The 15,968-nt window shown below is 62.2% G+C and carries 14 protein-coding genes; 7 read left to right on the forward strand and 7 right to left on the reverse strand.

Annotation, left to right across the window (positions count from 1 at the left end):
• Positions 1-6 precede the first annotated feature (6 nt).
• A complete protein-coding gene (locus J2Y41_RS03455; RefSeq protein WP_309926164.1) occupies positions 7-906 on the forward strand; it encodes a neutral zinc metallopeptidase in 900 nt (299 codons plus the stop codon).
• A 90-nt stretch (positions 907-996) separates the two neighbouring features.
• Here the strand turns inward: J2Y41_RS03455 and J2Y41_RS03460 are convergent, their stop codons facing one another.
• Genes J2Y41_RS03460 through J2Y41_RS03485 form a run of 6 tightly spaced genes read right to left on the reverse strand, consistent with a single transcriptional unit; the run spans position 997 to position 6,148 of the window.
• Positions 997-1,329: a metal-sulfur cluster assembly factor gene (locus tag J2Y41_RS03460; protein WP_224164367.1), complete on the reverse strand. Its 333-nt coding sequence runs from the start codon at positions 1,327-1,329 to the stop codon at positions 997-999.
• Positions 1,330-1,342: 13 nt separating this feature from the next.
• A complete protein-coding gene (sufC, locus tag J2Y41_RS03465) occupies positions 1,343-2,128 on the reverse strand; it encodes a Fe-S cluster assembly ATPase SufC (protein WP_224090246.1) in 786 nt (261 codons plus the stop codon).
• Positions 2,129-2,172: 44 nt separating this feature from the next.
• The gene (locus J2Y41_RS03470; RefSeq protein ID WP_216925772.1) at positions 2,173-2,529 is read right to left on the reverse strand and encodes a non-heme iron oxygenase ferredoxin subunit; all 357 of its coding nucleotides are present in this window, start codon (positions 2,527-2,529) and stop codon (positions 2,173-2,175) included.
• An 18-nt stretch (positions 2,530-2,547) separates the two neighbouring features.
• Positions 2,548-3,861, reverse strand: a complete 1,314-nt coding sequence (gene sufD, locus J2Y41_RS03475) for a Fe-S cluster assembly protein SufD (RefSeq protein WP_309926168.1) — start codon at positions 3,859-3,861, stop codon at positions 2,548-2,550.
• A 2-nt stretch (positions 3,862-3,863) separates the two neighbouring features.
• Entirely contained in the window at positions 3,864-5,327 is a 1,464-nt protein-coding gene (gene sufB / locus J2Y41_RS03480) for a Fe-S cluster assembly protein SufB (RefSeq protein ID WP_223932865.1), read from the reverse strand.
• Complete coding sequence (locus J2Y41_RS03485; protein WP_396133434.1) at positions 5,327-6,148, reverse strand: helix-turn-helix transcriptional regulator; 822 nt, start codon at positions 6,146-6,148, stop codon at positions 5,327-5,329. The genes sufB and J2Y41_RS03485 overlap by 1 nt, the downstream gene beginning before the upstream one ends.
• A 109-nt stretch (positions 6,149-6,257) precedes the next feature.
• On the opposite strand from J2Y41_RS03485, the gene J2Y41_RS03490 reads away from it, so the two are divergent.
• The 3 genes from J2Y41_RS03490 to J2Y41_RS03500 are packed head-to-tail and all read left to right on the forward strand — an operon-like array spanning position 6,258 to position 8,960.
• Positions 6,258-7,223, forward strand: a complete 966-nt coding sequence (locus J2Y41_RS03490; protein ID WP_309926171.1) for an ABC transporter ATP-binding protein — start codon at positions 6,258-6,260, stop codon at positions 7,221-7,223.
• Positions 7,220-7,984, forward strand: coding sequence for an ABC transporter permease (locus tag J2Y41_RS03495; RefSeq protein WP_309926173.1), 765 nt, complete (start codon positions 7,220-7,222; stop codon positions 7,982-7,984). Before J2Y41_RS03490 ends, J2Y41_RS03495 begins: the two co-directional genes overlap by 4 nt.
• A 31-nt stretch (positions 7,985-8,015) precedes the next feature.
• On the forward strand, positions 8,016-8,960 hold the full coding sequence (locus J2Y41_RS03500) for a COX15/CtaA family protein (protein ID WP_309926175.1): 945 nt from the start codon (positions 8,016-8,018) through the stop codon (positions 8,958-8,960).
• Between the two features lie 706 nt (positions 8,961-9,666).
• Here J2Y41_RS03500 and J2Y41_RS03505 read toward each other — a convergent pair.
• The gene (locus J2Y41_RS03505) at positions 9,667-10,629 is read right to left on the reverse strand and encodes a heme o synthase (RefSeq protein WP_224090238.1); all 963 of its coding nucleotides are present in this window, start codon (positions 10,627-10,629) and stop codon (positions 9,667-9,669) included.
• Between the two features lie 430 nt (positions 10,630-11,059).
• On the opposite strand from J2Y41_RS03505, the gene tkt reads away from it, so the two are divergent.
• From tkt to J2Y41_RS03520, 3 genes are read left to right on the forward strand one after another with little or no spacing between them, the layout of a single operon-like run.
• Positions 11,060-13,186, forward strand: coding sequence for a transketolase (gene tkt, locus J2Y41_RS03510; protein ID WP_309926178.1), 2,127 nt, complete (start codon positions 11,060-11,062; stop codon positions 13,184-13,186).
• Positions 13,187-13,208: 22 nt separating this feature from the next.
• Positions 13,209-14,327, forward strand: coding sequence for a transaldolase (tal, locus tag J2Y41_RS03515; RefSeq protein WP_224164362.1), 1,119 nt, complete (start codon positions 13,209-13,211; stop codon positions 14,325-14,327).
• A 6-nt stretch (positions 14,328-14,333) separates the two neighbouring features.
• Complete coding sequence (locus J2Y41_RS03520; RefSeq protein ID WP_309926180.1) at positions 14,334-15,965, forward strand: glucose-6-phosphate isomerase; 1,632 nt, start codon at positions 14,334-14,336, stop codon at positions 15,963-15,965.
• Positions 15,966-15,968 lie beyond the last annotated feature (3 nt).

The following is a 15,968-nucleotide window of genomic DNA, read 5'->3' on the forward strand; positions in this document are numbered from 1 at the left end:
GACTGTATGAGTTTCAATGACGGTGCGCAGCTTGACCCATCCCAGGTAGAAGACCGACGCGGCGGAGGCATGGGCCGTGGGACGAAGATAGGTGGCGGGATTGGTGGTGGCATCGTCGTGCTGCTTCTGGCCCTCTTCGGAATCAACCCCAACATCCTTGGCGATCTTACAGGCGGCGGAACGCAGCCGCCCGCCGTGGAAGGCGGGAGCGGCGGTGTGCAGGAGTGCCAGACGGGCGCTGACGCGGACAAACGACTCGACTGCCGGATCACAGGCACGGTCAACAGCCTTAATGCCTTCTGGCCGGAATACCTCGCCCAATACAACGTGCAGTACTCCCGGCCCGGAACGGTCATCTTCGACCAGGGAACCAATACGGGATGTGGCCCTGCCACCACGGCAGTAGGACCCTTCTATTGCCCGGCGGACACCAAGGCATACTTCGACCCCGGGTTCTTCGATGATCTCGTGACCCGTTTCGGTTCATCAGGGGGTCCACTGGCGCAGGAGTATGTGGTGGCCCACGAATTCGGCCACCACATCCAAAACATCCTGGGCAACCTGGACCGGGCACAACAGGATCCCCAAGGACCACAATCCGGTGCAGTCCGTGTCGAACTGCAGGCGGACTGCTACGCCGGACTATGGGTTCGCCACGCCACCACCCAGAAGGACCCTGCAACGGGCAAGCCGTTCCTTGACCCCCTCACCGAGCAGGACCTGCAGGACGCGCTGTCCGCCGCGTCCGCCGTCGGCGATGACCGCATCCAGGAAGCCGCAACCGGACGGGTCTCGCCGGAGTCCTGGACCCACGGCTCAAGCGAACAGCGGCAGAAGTGGTTCTACCAGGGGTACGCCACAGGCGACATCAACAAATGCGACACCTTTGGTGTTGCAGCACCGTAGCTGCTGGACTGTCGGTTAAATGCAGAAATGGTTCCGGGCCAATTGGCCCGGAACCATTTCTATTTGCCCTTGAAAGGCGAAAACTGCTGATCAGATGTTGAAGCCGAGGGCCCGCATCTGGTCCTTGCCGTCGTCGGTGATCCGCTCAGGACCCCATGGCGGCATCCATACCCAGTTGAGGCGCCAGTCATCGACGATTCCGTCGAGGGACTTGCCCACCTGCTCCTCCAGGACGTCAGTCAGCGGGCAGGCCGCAGTGGTCAGCGTCATGTCGATGAGGAGTGCGCCGTCCTCTTCTGAGTACTTCAGACCATAGAGGAGGCCCAAGTCAACGACATTGACACCGAGTTCCGGGTCAATGACATCCTTGAGCGCTTCCTCGACGTCCTCGAGGCTGGTGCGCGCCGCGTTGATTTCGGTCATGGAACGATCCTAACTAGGCCTGTACGGCAGGAGCAACGGCAACGCCGGCGCCAGCGGCGTAGCGGTCGTAGCCTTCTTCTTCAAGGCGGTCAGCGAGCTCGGGGCCGCCCTCTTCAACTACCTTGCCGTCAACGAAGACGTGGACGAAGTCCGGCTTGATGTAGCGCAGGATGCGGGTGTAGTGGGTGATGAGCAGCGTGCCCATGTTGCCCTCTGCGTGTGCGCGGTTGACGCCTTCGGAAACTACCTTGAGGGCGTCGACGTCCAGGCCTGAGTCGGTCTCATCCAGAACCGCGAACTTCGGCTTGAAGAGCTCGAGCTGAAGGATCTCGACGCGCTTCTTCTCACCACCGGAGAAGCCTTCGTTGACGTTGCGCTGTGCGAAGTCGGCGTCGATGCGCAGCTGCTGCATGGCAGCCTTGACGTCCTTGGTCCACGTGCGAAGGGCGGGTGCTTCGCCGTCGATCGCCGTCTTGGCGGTCCGCAGGAAGTTCGTCATGGTGACGCCGGGAACCTCAACCGGGTACTGCATGGCGAGGAAGACGCCTGCACGGGCGCGCTCGTCAACGCTCATTTCGAGGACGTTTTCGCCATCGAGGGTGATAGTGCCGCTGGTCACCGTGTAACGGGGGTGGCCGGCAATGGTGGAAGCGAGGGTGGACTTGCCCGAGCCGTTGGGGCCCATGATGGCGTGCGTTTCACCGGTCTTGATGGTGAGGCTGACGCCCTTCAGGATCTCCTTGGTGCCCTGCTCCGTCTCGATGCTGACGTGCAGGTCCTTGATCTCAAGAGTAGACATGCTCTTCTTTCTTTTCCGTTCGTAAGTCTGGTGATACCGGGCGCTCAGTAGTTATCTACCGAAGCACCGTTCACAACGTTGGTCACGTCCACGTAGACGTCGTCACCATCGATGGTGACGGCGAAAACGGGAACGGGGTCGTAGGCAGGCAGCTGGAGAGGCTGTCCGCTGCGGAGGTCGAACTGGGAACCGTGCCCCCAGCACTCAATCGCACAGCCGTCAATCTCGCCTTCGGACAACGAGATGTCCGCGTGCGAGCAGGTATCGCCGATGGCATGGATCTCACCCATCGAGTCCCTCACGATGGCTACGGGATAGTCATCGATCAGGACGCGCAGCGCCTGCTTGACCTGGATGTCATTGGCGTTGCATACCAGTTCGCCCTTGGTTTGTTCACTCATGGTTGCCTGCCTGGTCTGCTAGTTGTCGGTCGCGGCGAGTTCGCGCTCAACAGCTGCGGTCAGGCGTTCTTCGATTGCCGGGACGTTGATCTGCTGGATGATCTCGTTGAGGAAGCCTCGAACCACCAGGCGGCGGGCAACCTTTTCCGGAATGCCGCGTGCCATGAGGTAGAACAGGTGCTCGTCGTCGAAACGGCCGGTAGCGCTGGCGTGGCCGGCACCCTCGATGAGTCCCGTCTCGATTTCCAGGTTCGGCACAGAGTCCGCACGTGCACCGTCCGTGAGGACCAGGTTGCGGTTGGCCTCATAGGTGTCGGTGCCTTCGGCTTCCTTACGGATCAGGACGTCGCCTACCCACACAGTGTGGGCGTTGCGGCCCTGCAGCGCGCCCTTGTACAGCACACGCGACTTGCAGTTGGCCACTGCGTGGTCAACAAACAGGCGCTGCTCAAGGTGCTGACCGGCATCGGCGAAGTACAGGCCGAACATCTCGACGTCGGCACCAGGGGCCGTGAAACGGGTGGACGGCGTAACGCGAACAACGTCGCCGCCAAGGCTGACCACAATGTGCTTGAACTTCGCGTCGCGGCCGATCTTGGCCTGTTGCGATGAAGCATGTACTGCTTTGTCGTCCCATTCCTGCAAGGACACGACAGTCAGTTCAGCGCCATCCTCGACGATGATTTCAACGTTCTCGGAAACGACCGCGGTGCCCTGGTGGTCCAACACAACAACAGCCTTGGAGAAACGCTCTGCCACAATCACGATGTGCTGGGCAGCCGGAGCCTCGCCGGATCCGGTGATCAGGACGGAAACTTCGCCTTCGGCCTGGAGCTCAGCCGGAACCGTGACAACGGTAGCCTCGGTGAAGTTCTCCCAACCGTTGGCCGATACGCGGTCTTCGGGAATTGCTGCCTGGCCGATCCGCTGATCCTCGCGGCCAACCGTTTCGACAACGACGCCGGAAGGTGCAGTCACGCTGACAGCGGGAGCTGCACCGTCAAGGACCTCGGTGTGGAGGCCGCGCAGGCGCTTCAGCGGAGTGAAACGCCAGTCTTCTTCAAGACCGGTCAGGGGCTTGAAGTCCTCCAGCTTGTAGGACGTGAGGCGTCCGGCGCGGGAGCTGTCCGGAATACCGACGCCGCCGCCATGCGAGTGGCTCTTTACCGATGCGCCGCCGAGCGGACCAGCAGCAGGCTGCTCCGACGTCGTGCTGGTGTTTGTTCCGGTGTTTACGGGCGAAAGGTTTTCGCCTTCCTCGGTGAAGCCGTCGATAAACGGCTGGGCCGAGGGCGCGCCGATGCGTGCCTTTTCAGTAGTGATATCAGTCATTGTTAACCGACGGACCCTTCCATCTGCAGTTCAATCAAGCGGTTCAGCTCAAGGGCATATTCCATGGGCAGTTCACGGGCGATCGGCTCGATGAAGCCGCGCACGATCATGGCCATGGCCTCGTCCTCAGGCATACCGCGGGACATCAGATAGAAGAGCTGCTCTTCGCTGACGCGGGAAACGGTGGCCTCGTGACCCATAACGACGTCGTCCTCACGGATGTCGATGTACGGGTACGTGTCCGAGCGGGAAATGGTATCCACCAGAAGGGCATCGCAACGGACCGTGTTGGCCGAGTGCTTGGCACCTTCGCGGACCTGGACCAAGCCGCGGTAAGCCGCACGGCCACCGCCGCGCGCCACGGACTTGGAAATGATGGAGCTCTTGGTGTTAGGTGCGATGTGCACCATCTTGGAGCCGGTGTCCTGGTGCTGGCCCTCGCCGGCAAAAGCGATGGACAGGGTTTCACCCTTGGCGTGCTCGCCTACCAGGTAAACAGCCGGGTACTTCATGGTCACCTTGGAACCGATGTTGCCATCGATCCACTCCATGGTGGCGCCCTCTTCGCAGATGGCACGCTTGGTGACGAGGTTGTACACGTTGTTGGACCAGTTCTGGATGGTCGTGTAGCGGACGCGGGCGCCCTTCTTCACGATGATCTCCACAACGGCGGAGTGCAGGGAATCCGAGGTGTAGATCGGAGCCGTGCAACCCTCGATGTAGTGAACGTAGGAGTCCTCATCGGCGATGATCAGGGTGCGCTCGAACTGGCCCATGTTCTCCGTGTTGATACGGAAGTAAGCCTGGAGCGGGATGTCCACGTGCACGCCCTTGGGCACGTACACGAACGATCCACCGGACCATACTGCCGTGTTGAGGGAAGCGAACTTGTTGTCGCCCACGGGGATGATGGTGCCGAAGTACTCCTGGAAGATCTCCGGGTGTTCCCGCAGGGCGGTGTCCGTGTCCAGGAAGATAACGCCCTGGGCCTCGAGGTCCTCGCGGATCTGGTGGTAGACAACTTCGGATTCGTACTGGGCGGCGACGCCGGAAACGAGCCGGCTGCGCTCAGCTTCCGGGATGCCGAGCTTTTCGTAGGTGTTCCGGATGTCTTCCGGCAGATCTTCCCACGTTGCCGCCTGCTTCTCAGTGGAACGCACGAAGTACTTGATGTTGTCGAAGTCGATGCCCGAGAGGTCTGCGCCCCACGTAGGCATGGGCTTGCGGTCAAAGTACTTCAGGCCCTTGAGGCGCAGATCGAGCATCCATTCGGGCTCGTTCTTCTTCGAGGAGATGTCGCGGACAACCTCCTCGTCGAGGCCACGACGGGCGTTTGCGCCTACGTCGTTCTTGTCGGCCCAGCCGTACTCGTAGTTTCCGATACCGTGCAGTTCGGGATTCTTCTCCAGAATCTCCGAGATCACAGTGCCGTCAGCTACCGCTTTCTCTGCTAGTTGGTCCGTCATCACGGCCTTTCTTGCTGGTTGTTTGATTCCTGGTACGGGTTCCCGGACTGCTCTGCGGTGCTGTGGGGCACCGTGGCAGCTGGTCGCCCGGTAGGTATATGGGTGGTGCAGACGTGCCCGCCTTGCGCCAGGGTAGAAAGACGCCGGACGTCGACGCCCACCAAGCGGGAAAAGACTTTGGTTTCGCTGTCACAAAAAACCGGGAATTCGGCTGCGAGCTGCTGGATGGGGCAATGTCCCTGGCACAGCTGGACACTGGAAAATTCTGCCGGCAGAGGGGCTTTGGCCTCAATGGAATGGGCAGAGGCTACGTAGCCGTCCCGGCTGAGGGCCTTGGACAAGGCCAAGGCGCGGGCGGCGATGTCCTGCCCGGCGGCCGCAACTTCGGGGGCATAGCGGCGCTCCATTTCAGAGAAGCGCTCTTCCGCATATTCGCGGACTGCATCCTCACCGGCAATTTCCTGGAGTCGACGGAGTGCGGAGCTGGCGATGTTCAAGTAGTCATCGCCAAGTTTGGATTGCCCTTGCGAACTCAGGACATAGCGGCGCGCAGGGCGTCCCGCACCGGCTCCAGCCTTGGCGACGCGCTTGACTTCGATAACGCCATTGCGCTCCAAGTGATCCAGATGCCGGCGGACTGCTGCAGGCGTGAAGCCAAGGAGGTCACCCAACTCGGCAGCACTCACGGGGCCGTGCTCCAACACGGCACCCAGAACGCGGTCCCTTGTGCGGTCTTCCGCGTCCGGCAGCGCAGACGAAGGCGCGAAGGCCTCCGCCGCTGCAGCATGCCGCCGTGAGGGCATGGAAATTGGACTGCTCATGGAATACACAACACAATCATGTCGTAATTTGTTTCATGCATCCAGTAAGGCAAGACTGACCTTAGTCACCCGCCAGGTGCGACCGTACTACTTCACGTAGAATACTCTGGTGCGATCCACCGATTCCCCTGTCCTCACTATAGACGGACTCATTAAGGATGTAGGGCCCCTGGCCTCCCTTGACGCCAAAATGCTCCGGGTTGTCAGTGGGCTGTCCATGGTGGCTGAGCGGGGCCGGATTACCGCGCTCCTTGGAGCCAACGGCGCCGGCAAGACCACCACCCTTGAATGTGCCCAGGGTTTGCAGGGACGGACCGGTGGAACCATTTCACTTCTGGGGGAAGACCCGGATACTGCCGGCGCTGACTTGAGGTCCCGGGTAGGTGTCATGCTCCAGGATGGCGGCCTCCCGCCGTCGGCCCGTCCCATCCCCCTGTTGCGTCATGTTGCCGGTATGTACCGCAACCCCATGGACGTCGATGCCCTCGTGGACCGCCTGGGCATTGCCCAGTTCAGCCGCACCAGCGTGCGGCGCCTCTCAGGTGGCCAGAAGCAGCGGGTGGCCTTGGCTGCGGCATTGATTGGCAACCCCGAGGTCCTCTTCCTCGATGAACCCAGCGCTGGATTGGATCCGCATTCGCGGCAAGTGGTTTTCGACCTCATTGCGGAACTGCGCGACGCCGGCATGGGCATCATCCTCACGACCCACCTGATGGATGACGCCGAGCGCTTGGCTGACTACGTTTACATCATCGACGGCGGCCACAACGTCGCGGAGGGAACGGTCGCCGACCTCCTGCGGCACGATCATTCCGCCGACACCGCAATCACTGACCGGACCCTCTTCTTCGATGCGCCGCCGGGGCTCGAGTTCAAAGACGTCCTGGGAGCAGGCCTGAAAGTCCTTGAAACCCGGGCCGGCAGCTACTCGATTACCGGCGCCCTGGGACCCGACGACCTTGCCGCCCTGACCGCCTGGTGGGCCGCACGGAACATTATGCCCGCGTCACTAAGACTCGAGGCGCGGAGCCTCGAGGACGTTTTCCTGGACATTTCCGGAAGGGACCTCCGATGAGCAAGTTACTGTCCCCCAACGCCGGACCCGCTTCCCTGCCACGCCGTATTCTGCAGCAAGGCCGCTACGAGACCATCACGATGCTGCGGAACGGTGAGCAACTGATTCTTGCCGTTGTCCTGCCGCTTCTTGCGTTGGCCGGGCTGACTGTCACTCCCCTGCTGGATGGGCTCGGAGGCTCTCGTGTCGACGTAGCCACGCCGGGCATTCTCGCCTTATGTGCCATGTCCACCGCGTTCACTGGCCAAGGCATTGCCACGGGTTTTGACCGGCGTTACGGCGTTCTTCGCTTTCTCTCGACCACCCCGCTGGGGCGGGGTGGGCTGATTGCCGGCAAGATACTCGCCGTGCTTGTCGTCCTCTTCCTTCAAGTACTGGTAGTCGGGGTAGTCGCTGGACTCCTGGGCTGGCAGCCGCGGCCGGAGGCATGGCTTCCGGGCCTTGGCATCCTTGTGCTTGGTGCGGCTGCGTTCACTGCGCTGGGACTCCTCGTCGCGGGAACCGTGCGACCGGAAGCCACCCTGGCCATCACCAATCTTCTGTGGATCCTCCTCGGAGCGCTGGGCGGGATCGTTGTCCCGGCAGAACGGCTTCCCGCGGTTGCCCAGGGCATCGTGCACTTCCTGCCCTCCGGCGCCCTGGGCCAGGCATTGCGGGACGCGTTCCTACTGGGCATTGTGCCCTTCCCCGCCGTCCTGGTCCTCCTGGTGTGGACATTGCTGGCCGGCGCCGCAGCCATTCGCTGGTTCAAGTGGAACTGACAACAAAGCAGAACTGAGAGTTGAGCAAACTGTGAGCACGGCATCGCGCCTCCCTAAATCCGTCCAGCGATTCACCACCAAGCTGCCGACGCAGGTAAACCGCACTATCCGCCGGCTATCGGTCCTTTCCCTGATCGGACAGACGGTACTCGTGGTGACCGGTGGTGCAGTTCGCCTTACGGCTTCGGGCCTCGGCTGCCCCACGTGGCCTCGATGCACCAACGAATCGCTCGTCAACACGCCTGAAATGGGCATTCACGGTTTTATCGAATTCGGCAACCGTATGCTCACGTTCGCGCTGGCGGCGGTTGCAGCACTCATGCTGGTCTACTTGTGGAATCTCCGCAAAGAACGTCGGGACCTCTTCATGCTCGCTCTTGGCCTCCTGGCGAGCATCCCTGCCCAGGCCATCATCGGCGGAATCACCGTCCTGTCCAACCTCAACCCCTGGGTCGTGGGCCTGCACTTCCTGGTATCCATGGCCTTGGTTGTCTTCGCGACCCTGCTCGTGAACCGCGCCTTCGGCCGCACCGGCCGATTCATGAAGCAGGTACTGCCTGCCCTGCCTGTGGTTGCCCGCCCCGTTATGCTGGCTGTCGCCGTCTTCTCTGCAATAGCGGTCATGCTTGGCGTGGTAGTCACAGGCGCCGGTCCGCATGCAGGCGATGCGGATGCGCCACGCAATGATCTGGACTGGGACCTTTTCTCACACATTCACGCTGTGCCCGCTTACCTGATTACGGCCGGGACACTATTGGCTGTGTACCTTGTTGTACGGCATAGGATCGGCGGCCCGTTCCGAACTGCTTCTTTCCTGCTGCTCGCCGTGACGTTGCTACAAGCCGTCATCGGGTTCACCCAGTACTACAACGGAATTCCCGCCGTTCTCGTGGGCGCACACATGCTGGGGGCAGCCCTGCTGATGAGTGCATCGACCAACGCGGCTGATATCGCCAAGTACAGCCCCTCCAAGTAGCACCCCAAACACGCTCGCTCACATCCTGCGCCCCTGGGCCGGGTGCTCTATCAGATCGTGCGCCCCTGGGCCGGGTGCTCTATCAGATCGTGCGGCCCTGGGCCGGGTGCTCTATCAGATCGTTTGCGGCCCTGGGCCGGGTGCTCTATCAGATCGTGCGGCCCTGGGCCGGGTGCTCTTTCAGATCGTTGCGGCCCTGGGCCGGGTGCTCTTTCAGATCGTTGCGGCCCTGGGCCGGGTGCTCTATCAGCTCGTGTGGGTGTGGGGCCGGGTGCTCTATCAGATCGTGGGGTGTGGGTCGGGTGCTGTCGCAGATCGTGTAGAGGCTGTTCGCTATCTACAACACCGCCACGTCCCGGTGCGGACGACGCGCATGCATAGGTGCCCTATGAAAACATCCGCTTTGGACCGGTGGGATGTGCGAGAAGATCCGGCCAAAACCGGTGGGATGTGCGAGAGGATCCGGCCAAAAACGGGCAGGATGTGCGAGAGGATCCGGCCAAAAACGGGCAGGATGTGAGAGAAGATCCGCTTTGGACCGGCCGGATGTGAGAGAAGATCCGCTTTGGACCGGCCGGATGTGAGAGAGCGTCCGCCGAAAACGGGCAGGATGTGAGAGAACATCGCTGGGGAAGCGAGAAGGCACCACGCCGGAACTCGGGTGGGTTCCGGCGTCGTGCCTTCTTTGTTGAAGCGGTCGCGGAGGTTAGCCGCCGATGATTGGTGATCCGATGAACGGGTCCACGGCCAGCGCGATGAAGAGCAGCGTCAGGTAGCTGATGGAGCCGTGGAAGACCTTCATGGCGCCCTTGTTGGAGACATCGCCGCCCTGTGCGCGCTTGTAGAGGGCGTGGCTTTCGTACAGGAACCAGGCGCCAGCAGCGACAGCGGCAACTGTATAGACCCAGCCGGCGCCGCCAACGGGAATCATGAGCAGGGAGCAGGCAACCATGGCCCAGGCGTACAAGACCACCTGCACGGAAACAACCTTGGCGCCGGCGATCGCGCCGAGCATGGGCACCTTGGCGTTGCGGTAATCCTCGCCGTAGCGCATGGACAGCGGCCAGTAGTGCGGCGGCGTCCAGAGGAAAATGACCATGAACAGCACAATGGCAGGCCATTCAACGGTGTTGGTGACCGCGGCCCAGGCGATAAGTACCGGGAAGCAGCCGGCAGCCCCGCCCCAAACGATGTTCTGTGCGGTGCGGCGCTTGAGGATCATGGTGTAGATGACCACGTAGAAAACGATGGCACCCAACCCAAGCCATGCGGACAAGGGATTCGCACCGAACCACAGGATTGCGATCGACGCGGCTCCGAGAATCCAGGCGAATACCAAAGCCTCCCGCGGGGAGACTTCGCCGGTTACGAGCGGGCGCTTCTCGGTGCGGTGCATCAGTTTGTCGATGTCGCGGTCGATGTAGCAGTTGAACACGCCGGCGCTGCCCGCCGCGAAAGCGCCGCCAACGAGAGTGGCCAGAATCAGCCCGATGGACGGGAAGCCGCGCTGGGCGAAGATCATGGTGGGGAGCGTGCTGACCAGGAGCAGCTCGATGACACGCGGCTTGGTGAGAGCCAGATACGCCTTTAACTTACGGGAGATTCCGATGCTTCCCCGGGCCGGGGACGCGTTGAGGGGCGTATCAGTTGTGCTCACGGCGGCAGTCACTCTGTTCTATGCTCTGGGGTTCTCGCAGCGGTCGCAGTCCGGGTTTCCGAGGAGGAACCGCAGGCGCATGAACCGCTGGTGGCCTCCAGATATCATACCGTGGCTGGAAGTGCGTCCATGTCCGCAAAATACGCCAATGTTTCGGAAAGTTCACTCTGCGGGGGCGCCATCGTGATTCATATAAGGGAAATTCTGTCCAGTTAGTGGGATTCCCTGAGTCTCAGGACACGTTTGGGGCTAAGCTGTTGAGCAGATCAGCACACGTTGACAATCCGGGAAACCGTATTCTCGGAGGAGCCGTGCGTCTGGATGAAGGATCAACGTTTCAATGGTGAACGGCTGGTAGACACATTGCAGCGGGCGCCATCCTGTGCTTCCTGCGTGCCGTGTCCTTACACCTGCCGTCAGCACAGAGAGGGGCTCGGTTTTCGTGCCACATTTGGAAGAGCAAGAACTGTCATGGACCGATCTGGACAAGAAGGCTGTTGACACCGTTCGCGTGTTGGCCGCTGATGCCGTGGAGAAGGTCGGAAATGGCCACCCTGGCACGGCTATGAGCTTGGCTCCGGCAGCATACTTGCTGTTCCAGAAGCTGATGCGCCATGACCCGAAGAACCCTGACTGGATTGGGCGTGACCGGTTCGTCCTGTCCCCCGGCCACACGTCACTGACGCTTTACATCCAGCTGTTCCTCTCCGGATACGGCCTGGAGCTGAAGGACCTCGAGGCACTGCGTACCTGGGGTTCGCTGACTCCGGGACACCCCGAGTACAAGCACACCGCGGGTGTGGAAATCACTACTGGCCCGTTGGGCCAGGGCCTGGCTTCGGCTGTTGGCTTCGCTTACTCCCAGCGCCGCCAGCGTGGCCTGTTCGACGCCGATGCTCCCGCTGGCGAGTCGCCGTTCGACCACACGATCTGGGTTATCGCTTCCGACGGCGACCTGCAGGAGGGCGTGACCTCAGAGGCGTCCTCGCTTGCCGGCCACCAGGAACTGGGCAACCTCGTAGTGATCTACGACGAGAACCACATTTCCATTGAAGACGACACCGACATCGCGTTCACTGAAGATGTCCTGAAGCGCTACGAAGCTTACGGCTGGCACACCCAGCGTGTGGACTGGACCAGGACCGGGGAGTACGTCGAGGACGTCCAGGAACTCTACTCGGCACTGTTGGCTGCGAAGGCTGAGACGAACAAGCCGTCCATCATTTCGCTGCGGACTATCATTGGCTACCCGGCCCCGAAGAAGCAGAACACCGGCAAGATCCACGGTTCGGCCCTGGGCGCCGAGGAAGTCGCAGCACTGAAGACCGTGCTCGGTTTCGACCCCGCGAAGTCCTTCGATGTTGACGAAGAGGTCCTGGCACACGCCCGCAAGGTCCTGGACCGCGGCGCCGAGTCCCGCGCCGCCTGGCAGTCCTCGTTCGAGGCATGGCAGTCCGCCAACCCTGACGCCGCTGCCCTGCTGGAGCGTGTCGAAGCCAAGAAGCTTCCCGTCGGCATCGACGCTGCACTGCCGGTCTTCGAGGCCGGCAAGGACGTCTCCACCCGTGCGGCCTCGGGCAAGGTCCTGAACGCGATCGGACCTGTCCTGCCGGAGTTGTGGGGTGGCTCGGCCGACCTCGCCGAGTCCAACAACACCACGATCGAAGGCTCGCCGTCGTTCATTCCGGCCTCGCGTTCCACCGAAGCCTGGAAGGGCAACCCCTACGGCCGGGTGCTGCACTTCGGTATCCGTGAGCACGCAGCTGCATCGATCGTGAACGGTATCTCCCTGCATGGACGTACCCGCGCGTTCTCCGGTACGTTCCTGATCTTCTCGGATTACCAGCGCCCGGCCATCCGCCTCGGTGCGCTAATGGGCGTCCCGTCCCTGTACGTCTGGACGCACGACTCCATCGGCCTGGGCGAAGACGGTCCCACCCACCAGCCCGTGGAGCAGCTCGCTTCCCTGCGCGCCATCCCGGGCCTGGACGTTGTCCGGCCTGGTGATGCGAACGAGGTCTCCGCAGCATGGAAGGCCATGCTGGAGAACCACGAGAACCCCGCAGGTATTGTCCTGACCCGCCAGAACATCCCCACCTACGCCCGCGGCGAAGGCACTGCAGAAGGTGACACCTTCGGTTCCACCGCTGGTGTGGCAAAGGGCGGTTACGTCCTGGCCGAAGCCTCCAGGGACGGCGAAACCGTTGACGCTCAGGTCATCCTGATCGGCACCGGCTCCGAAGTCCAGCTCGCCGTTGCAGCCCGCGAAGCACTCCAGGCTGAAGGCATCGCCACCCGCGTTGTCTCCATGCCGTGCGTGGAATGGTTCAACAAGCAGGACGAGGCTTACCGCGAGTCCGTGCTCCCGGCCGATGTGAAGGCACGCGTTTCCGTTGAAGCCGGCCTCGCACTGGGCTGGAAGGAATTCGTCGGTGACGCCGGCCGTTCGGTCTCCCTGGAGCACTTCGGTGCCTCGGCAGACTACAAGCGGTTGTTCCAGGAATTCGGCATCACTGCCGAAGCCGTTGCCGCCGCCGCAAAAGACTCCCTCGCAGGCCTGAGCGCCTGATACCTCTATCAAGGAGAAAACAATGACCAGCACCCCCACGCAGCAACTCTCCGACGCCGGCGTTTCCATCTGGCTCGATGACCTTTCCCGCAACCGCCTCGAAACGGGTACGTTGCAGAAGCTCATCGACGAAAAGAACGTCGTCGGTGTAACCACCAACCCGTCCATCTTCCACGCCGCCATCACCACGGGCACGGACTATGACGCCACGATCGCCGCGCAGGCCGCGGCGGGTGCAAGCGTGGAAGAAACCATCTTCGAGATCACCACCACGGACGTCGCAGACGCCTGCGATCTGTTCGCACCGATCGCTGCCGCCACCAACGGCGTGGACGGTCGCGTGTCCATCGAAGTGGATCCCCGCCTGGCCTGGGACACCCAAGCCACCATTGCCGAAGCCAAGCACCTGTACGGCAAGGTCAACAAGGCCAACGTCCACATCAAGATCCCGGCAACCCTGGAAGGCCTGGAGGCCATCACGGCTACCCTGGCCGAGGGCATCAGCGTCAACGTGACCCTGATCTTCTCCCTGGAGCGCTACCGCGCCGTCATCAACGCCTTCCAGACGGGCCTGGAGCAGGCCAAGGACAACGGCCACGACCTCTCCAAGATCCACTCCGTGGCATCCTTCTTCGTTTCCCGCGTGGACACCGAGATCGACAAGCGCCTGGACGCCATTGGCACCGATGAAGCCAAGGCCCTCAAGGGCAAGGCAGGCGTCGCCAACGCACGCCTCGCCTACCAGGTCTACGAAGAGCTGTTCTCCACCGAACGCTGGGCCTTGCTCGCAGAAGCCGGCGCGCTCCCCCAGCGTCCGCTCTGGGCTTCGACGGGCGTCAAGGATCCGGCCTACCCGGACACCCTCTACGTCACCGAACTCGTCGCCGCCGGCGTGGTCAACACCATGCCGGAAAAGACACTCGATGCAACGTTCGACCACGGCGTAGTCACCGGAGACACCATCACCGGCACTTACGCAGAAGCGAACCAGACCCTCGACGCACTCGAAGCACTCGGCGTCTCCTACAACGACGTCGTAGCCGTCCTTGAGACCGAAGGCCTCGAGAAGTTCGTGGCCAGCTGGAAGGAACTCCTGGCCGACGTTGAAGGCGCCCTCGCAACCGCACGGAAGGCTTCCTAACCAACCATGAGCACAATCAGCTACGACGCCAGCGGTGCCGCGCAGCAGGCCATCGCCCAGAACATCTCCAGCCTGGTAGACGACAAGGTCGCCACACGGATTTTCGCCAAAGACCATACGCTGTGGGGTCCTGAAGCGGAGTCCGAGTCGGCCATCCGCATGGGCTGGGTTGAGGCTGCCGCCGTATCGCAACCTTTGGTGGAGAGCATTCTCGAACTTCGCGATGCTCTCCGCGCCGAGGGCGTCTCCCGTATTGTCCTCTGTGGCATGGGCGGCTCCTCCTTGGCTCCCGAGGTCATTGCCGGCACCGCCGGTGTCGAGCTGACTGTGCTGGACAGCACAGACCCTGAGCAGGTCAACGCTGCTTTGACGGACCGGTTGGCGCAGACCGCGATTGTGGTTTCCTCCAAGTCAGGTTCAACCGTTGAGACTGACTCCCAGCGCAGGGTGTTCGAGAAGGCGTTCAACGACGCCGGTATCGATGCAAAGAGCCGGATCATCATCGTCACTGATCCGGGTTCTCCGCTGGACAAGGCTTCCCGCGAAGCCGGCTACCGTGCAGTCTTCAACGCCGATCCCAACGTCGGCGGCCGGTTCTCTGCGCTCACGGCGTTCGGGCTTGTCCCGTGTGGCCTTGCTGGCGTGGACATCCAGGCTTTCCTGGACGAGGCTGAGGAGGCTGCCGAGATCCTCAATGAGGATTCGGAGGACAACATTGGTCTTGCTTTGGGCATTGCCCTGGGTGGTACCAATCCTCTGCGCAACAAGATCGTCATTGCCGAGGATGGTTCCGGCATCGTCGGCTTCGCCGACTGGGCCGAGCAGCTCATCGCTGAATCCACGGGCAAGCTGGGCACGGGTGTGTTGCCTGTTGTTGCAGGACCTGATTCCCCCGAGGCCCTCAACGGGGCCGAGGATGTCCTGGTGGTCCGGCTGGTCAGCGCGGACGCCGACGTCGAACTTCGTGAAAACGAAGTAGCCATCGCTGGTGGTCTCGCTTCCCAGATGTTCCTCTGGGAATTCGCCACCGCCGTAGCTGGACGCCTCCTGGGCATTAACCCGTTTGACCAGCCCGACGTCGAGGCTGCCAAGGTGGCCGCGCGCGGCCTTCTGGATGCCCGCCCTGAGCCCACGCCCGCGGCTTTCACTGACGGCGTCGTAGAGGTTCGCGGCGGAGATTGGCTCGGTAGTGCGTCCACGACACCTGAAGCCGTGCAGGCCCTTCTGGCCCAGCTCGGCACGGATGGCTACCTCAGTGTCCAGGCTTACCTGGACCGCATCTCCCACGCACCCCTTGAAGGCATCCGCGACGAACTCGCCGCAGTCTCCCGCCGTCCGGTGACGTTCGGATGGGGTCCGCGGTTCCTGCATTCCACGGGACAATTCCACAAGGGCGGTCCGGCTATTGGTGTGTTCCTCCAGATCACCGCAGCGTCGTCCCTGGATCTGGAAATCCCGGACCGCCCCTTCACATTCGGGGAGCTCATTGCTGCACAGGCCTCCGGGGATGCCCAGGTCCTGGAAGGCCATGGCCGTCCTGTGTTGCGCTTGCACCTCACCGAGCGTGCTGCCGGCGTAGCCCAACTCCAGGAAGTCGTCGCTGCTCTGGCCGGCCAGGCCAGCGCACTCGAAAGCTAAGGC

Source organism: Arthrobacter sp. 1088, assembly GCF_031455315.1.
In the GTDB taxonomy this organism is placed as follows: Bacteria; Actinomycetota; Actinomycetes; order Actinomycetales; family Micrococcaceae; genus Arthrobacter.

Coding starts and splice junctions, on each gene's coding strand:
- J2Y41_RS03455 (WP_309926164.1), top strand. CDS start 7: ATGAGTTTCAATGACGGTGCGCAGCTTGACCCATCCCAGGTAGAAGAC.
- J2Y41_RS03460 (WP_224164367.1), bottom strand. CDS start 1,329: ATGACCGAAATCAACGCGGCGCGCACCAGCCTCGAGGACGTCGAGGAA.
- sufC (WP_224090246.1), bottom strand. CDS start 2,128: ATGTCTACTCTTGAGATCAAGGACCTGCACGTCAGCATCGAGACGGAG.
- J2Y41_RS03470 (WP_216925772.1), bottom strand. CDS start 2,529: ATGAGTGAACAAACCAAGGGCGAACTGGTATGCAACGCCAATGACATC.
- sufD (WP_309926168.1), bottom strand. CDS start 3,861: ATGACTGATATCACTACTGAAAAGGCACGCATCGGCGCGCCCTCGGCC.
- sufB (WP_223932865.1), bottom strand. CDS start 5,327: ATGACGGACCAACTAGCAGAGAAAGCGGTAGCTGACGGCACTGTGATC.
- J2Y41_RS03485 (WP_396133434.1), bottom strand. CDS start 6,148: ATGAGCAGTCCAATTTCCATGCCCTCACGGCGGCATGCTGCAGCGGCG.
- J2Y41_RS03495 (WP_309926173.1), top strand. CDS start 7,220: ATGAGCAAGTTACTGTCCCCCAACGCCGGACCCGCTTCCCTGCCACGC.
- tal (WP_224164362.1), top strand. CDS start 13,209: ATGACCAGCACCCCCACGCAGCAACTCTCCGACGCCGGCGTTTCCATC.
- J2Y41_RS03520 (WP_309926180.1), top strand. CDS start 14,334: ATGAGCACAATCAGCTACGACGCCAGCGGTGCCGCGCAGCAGGCCATC.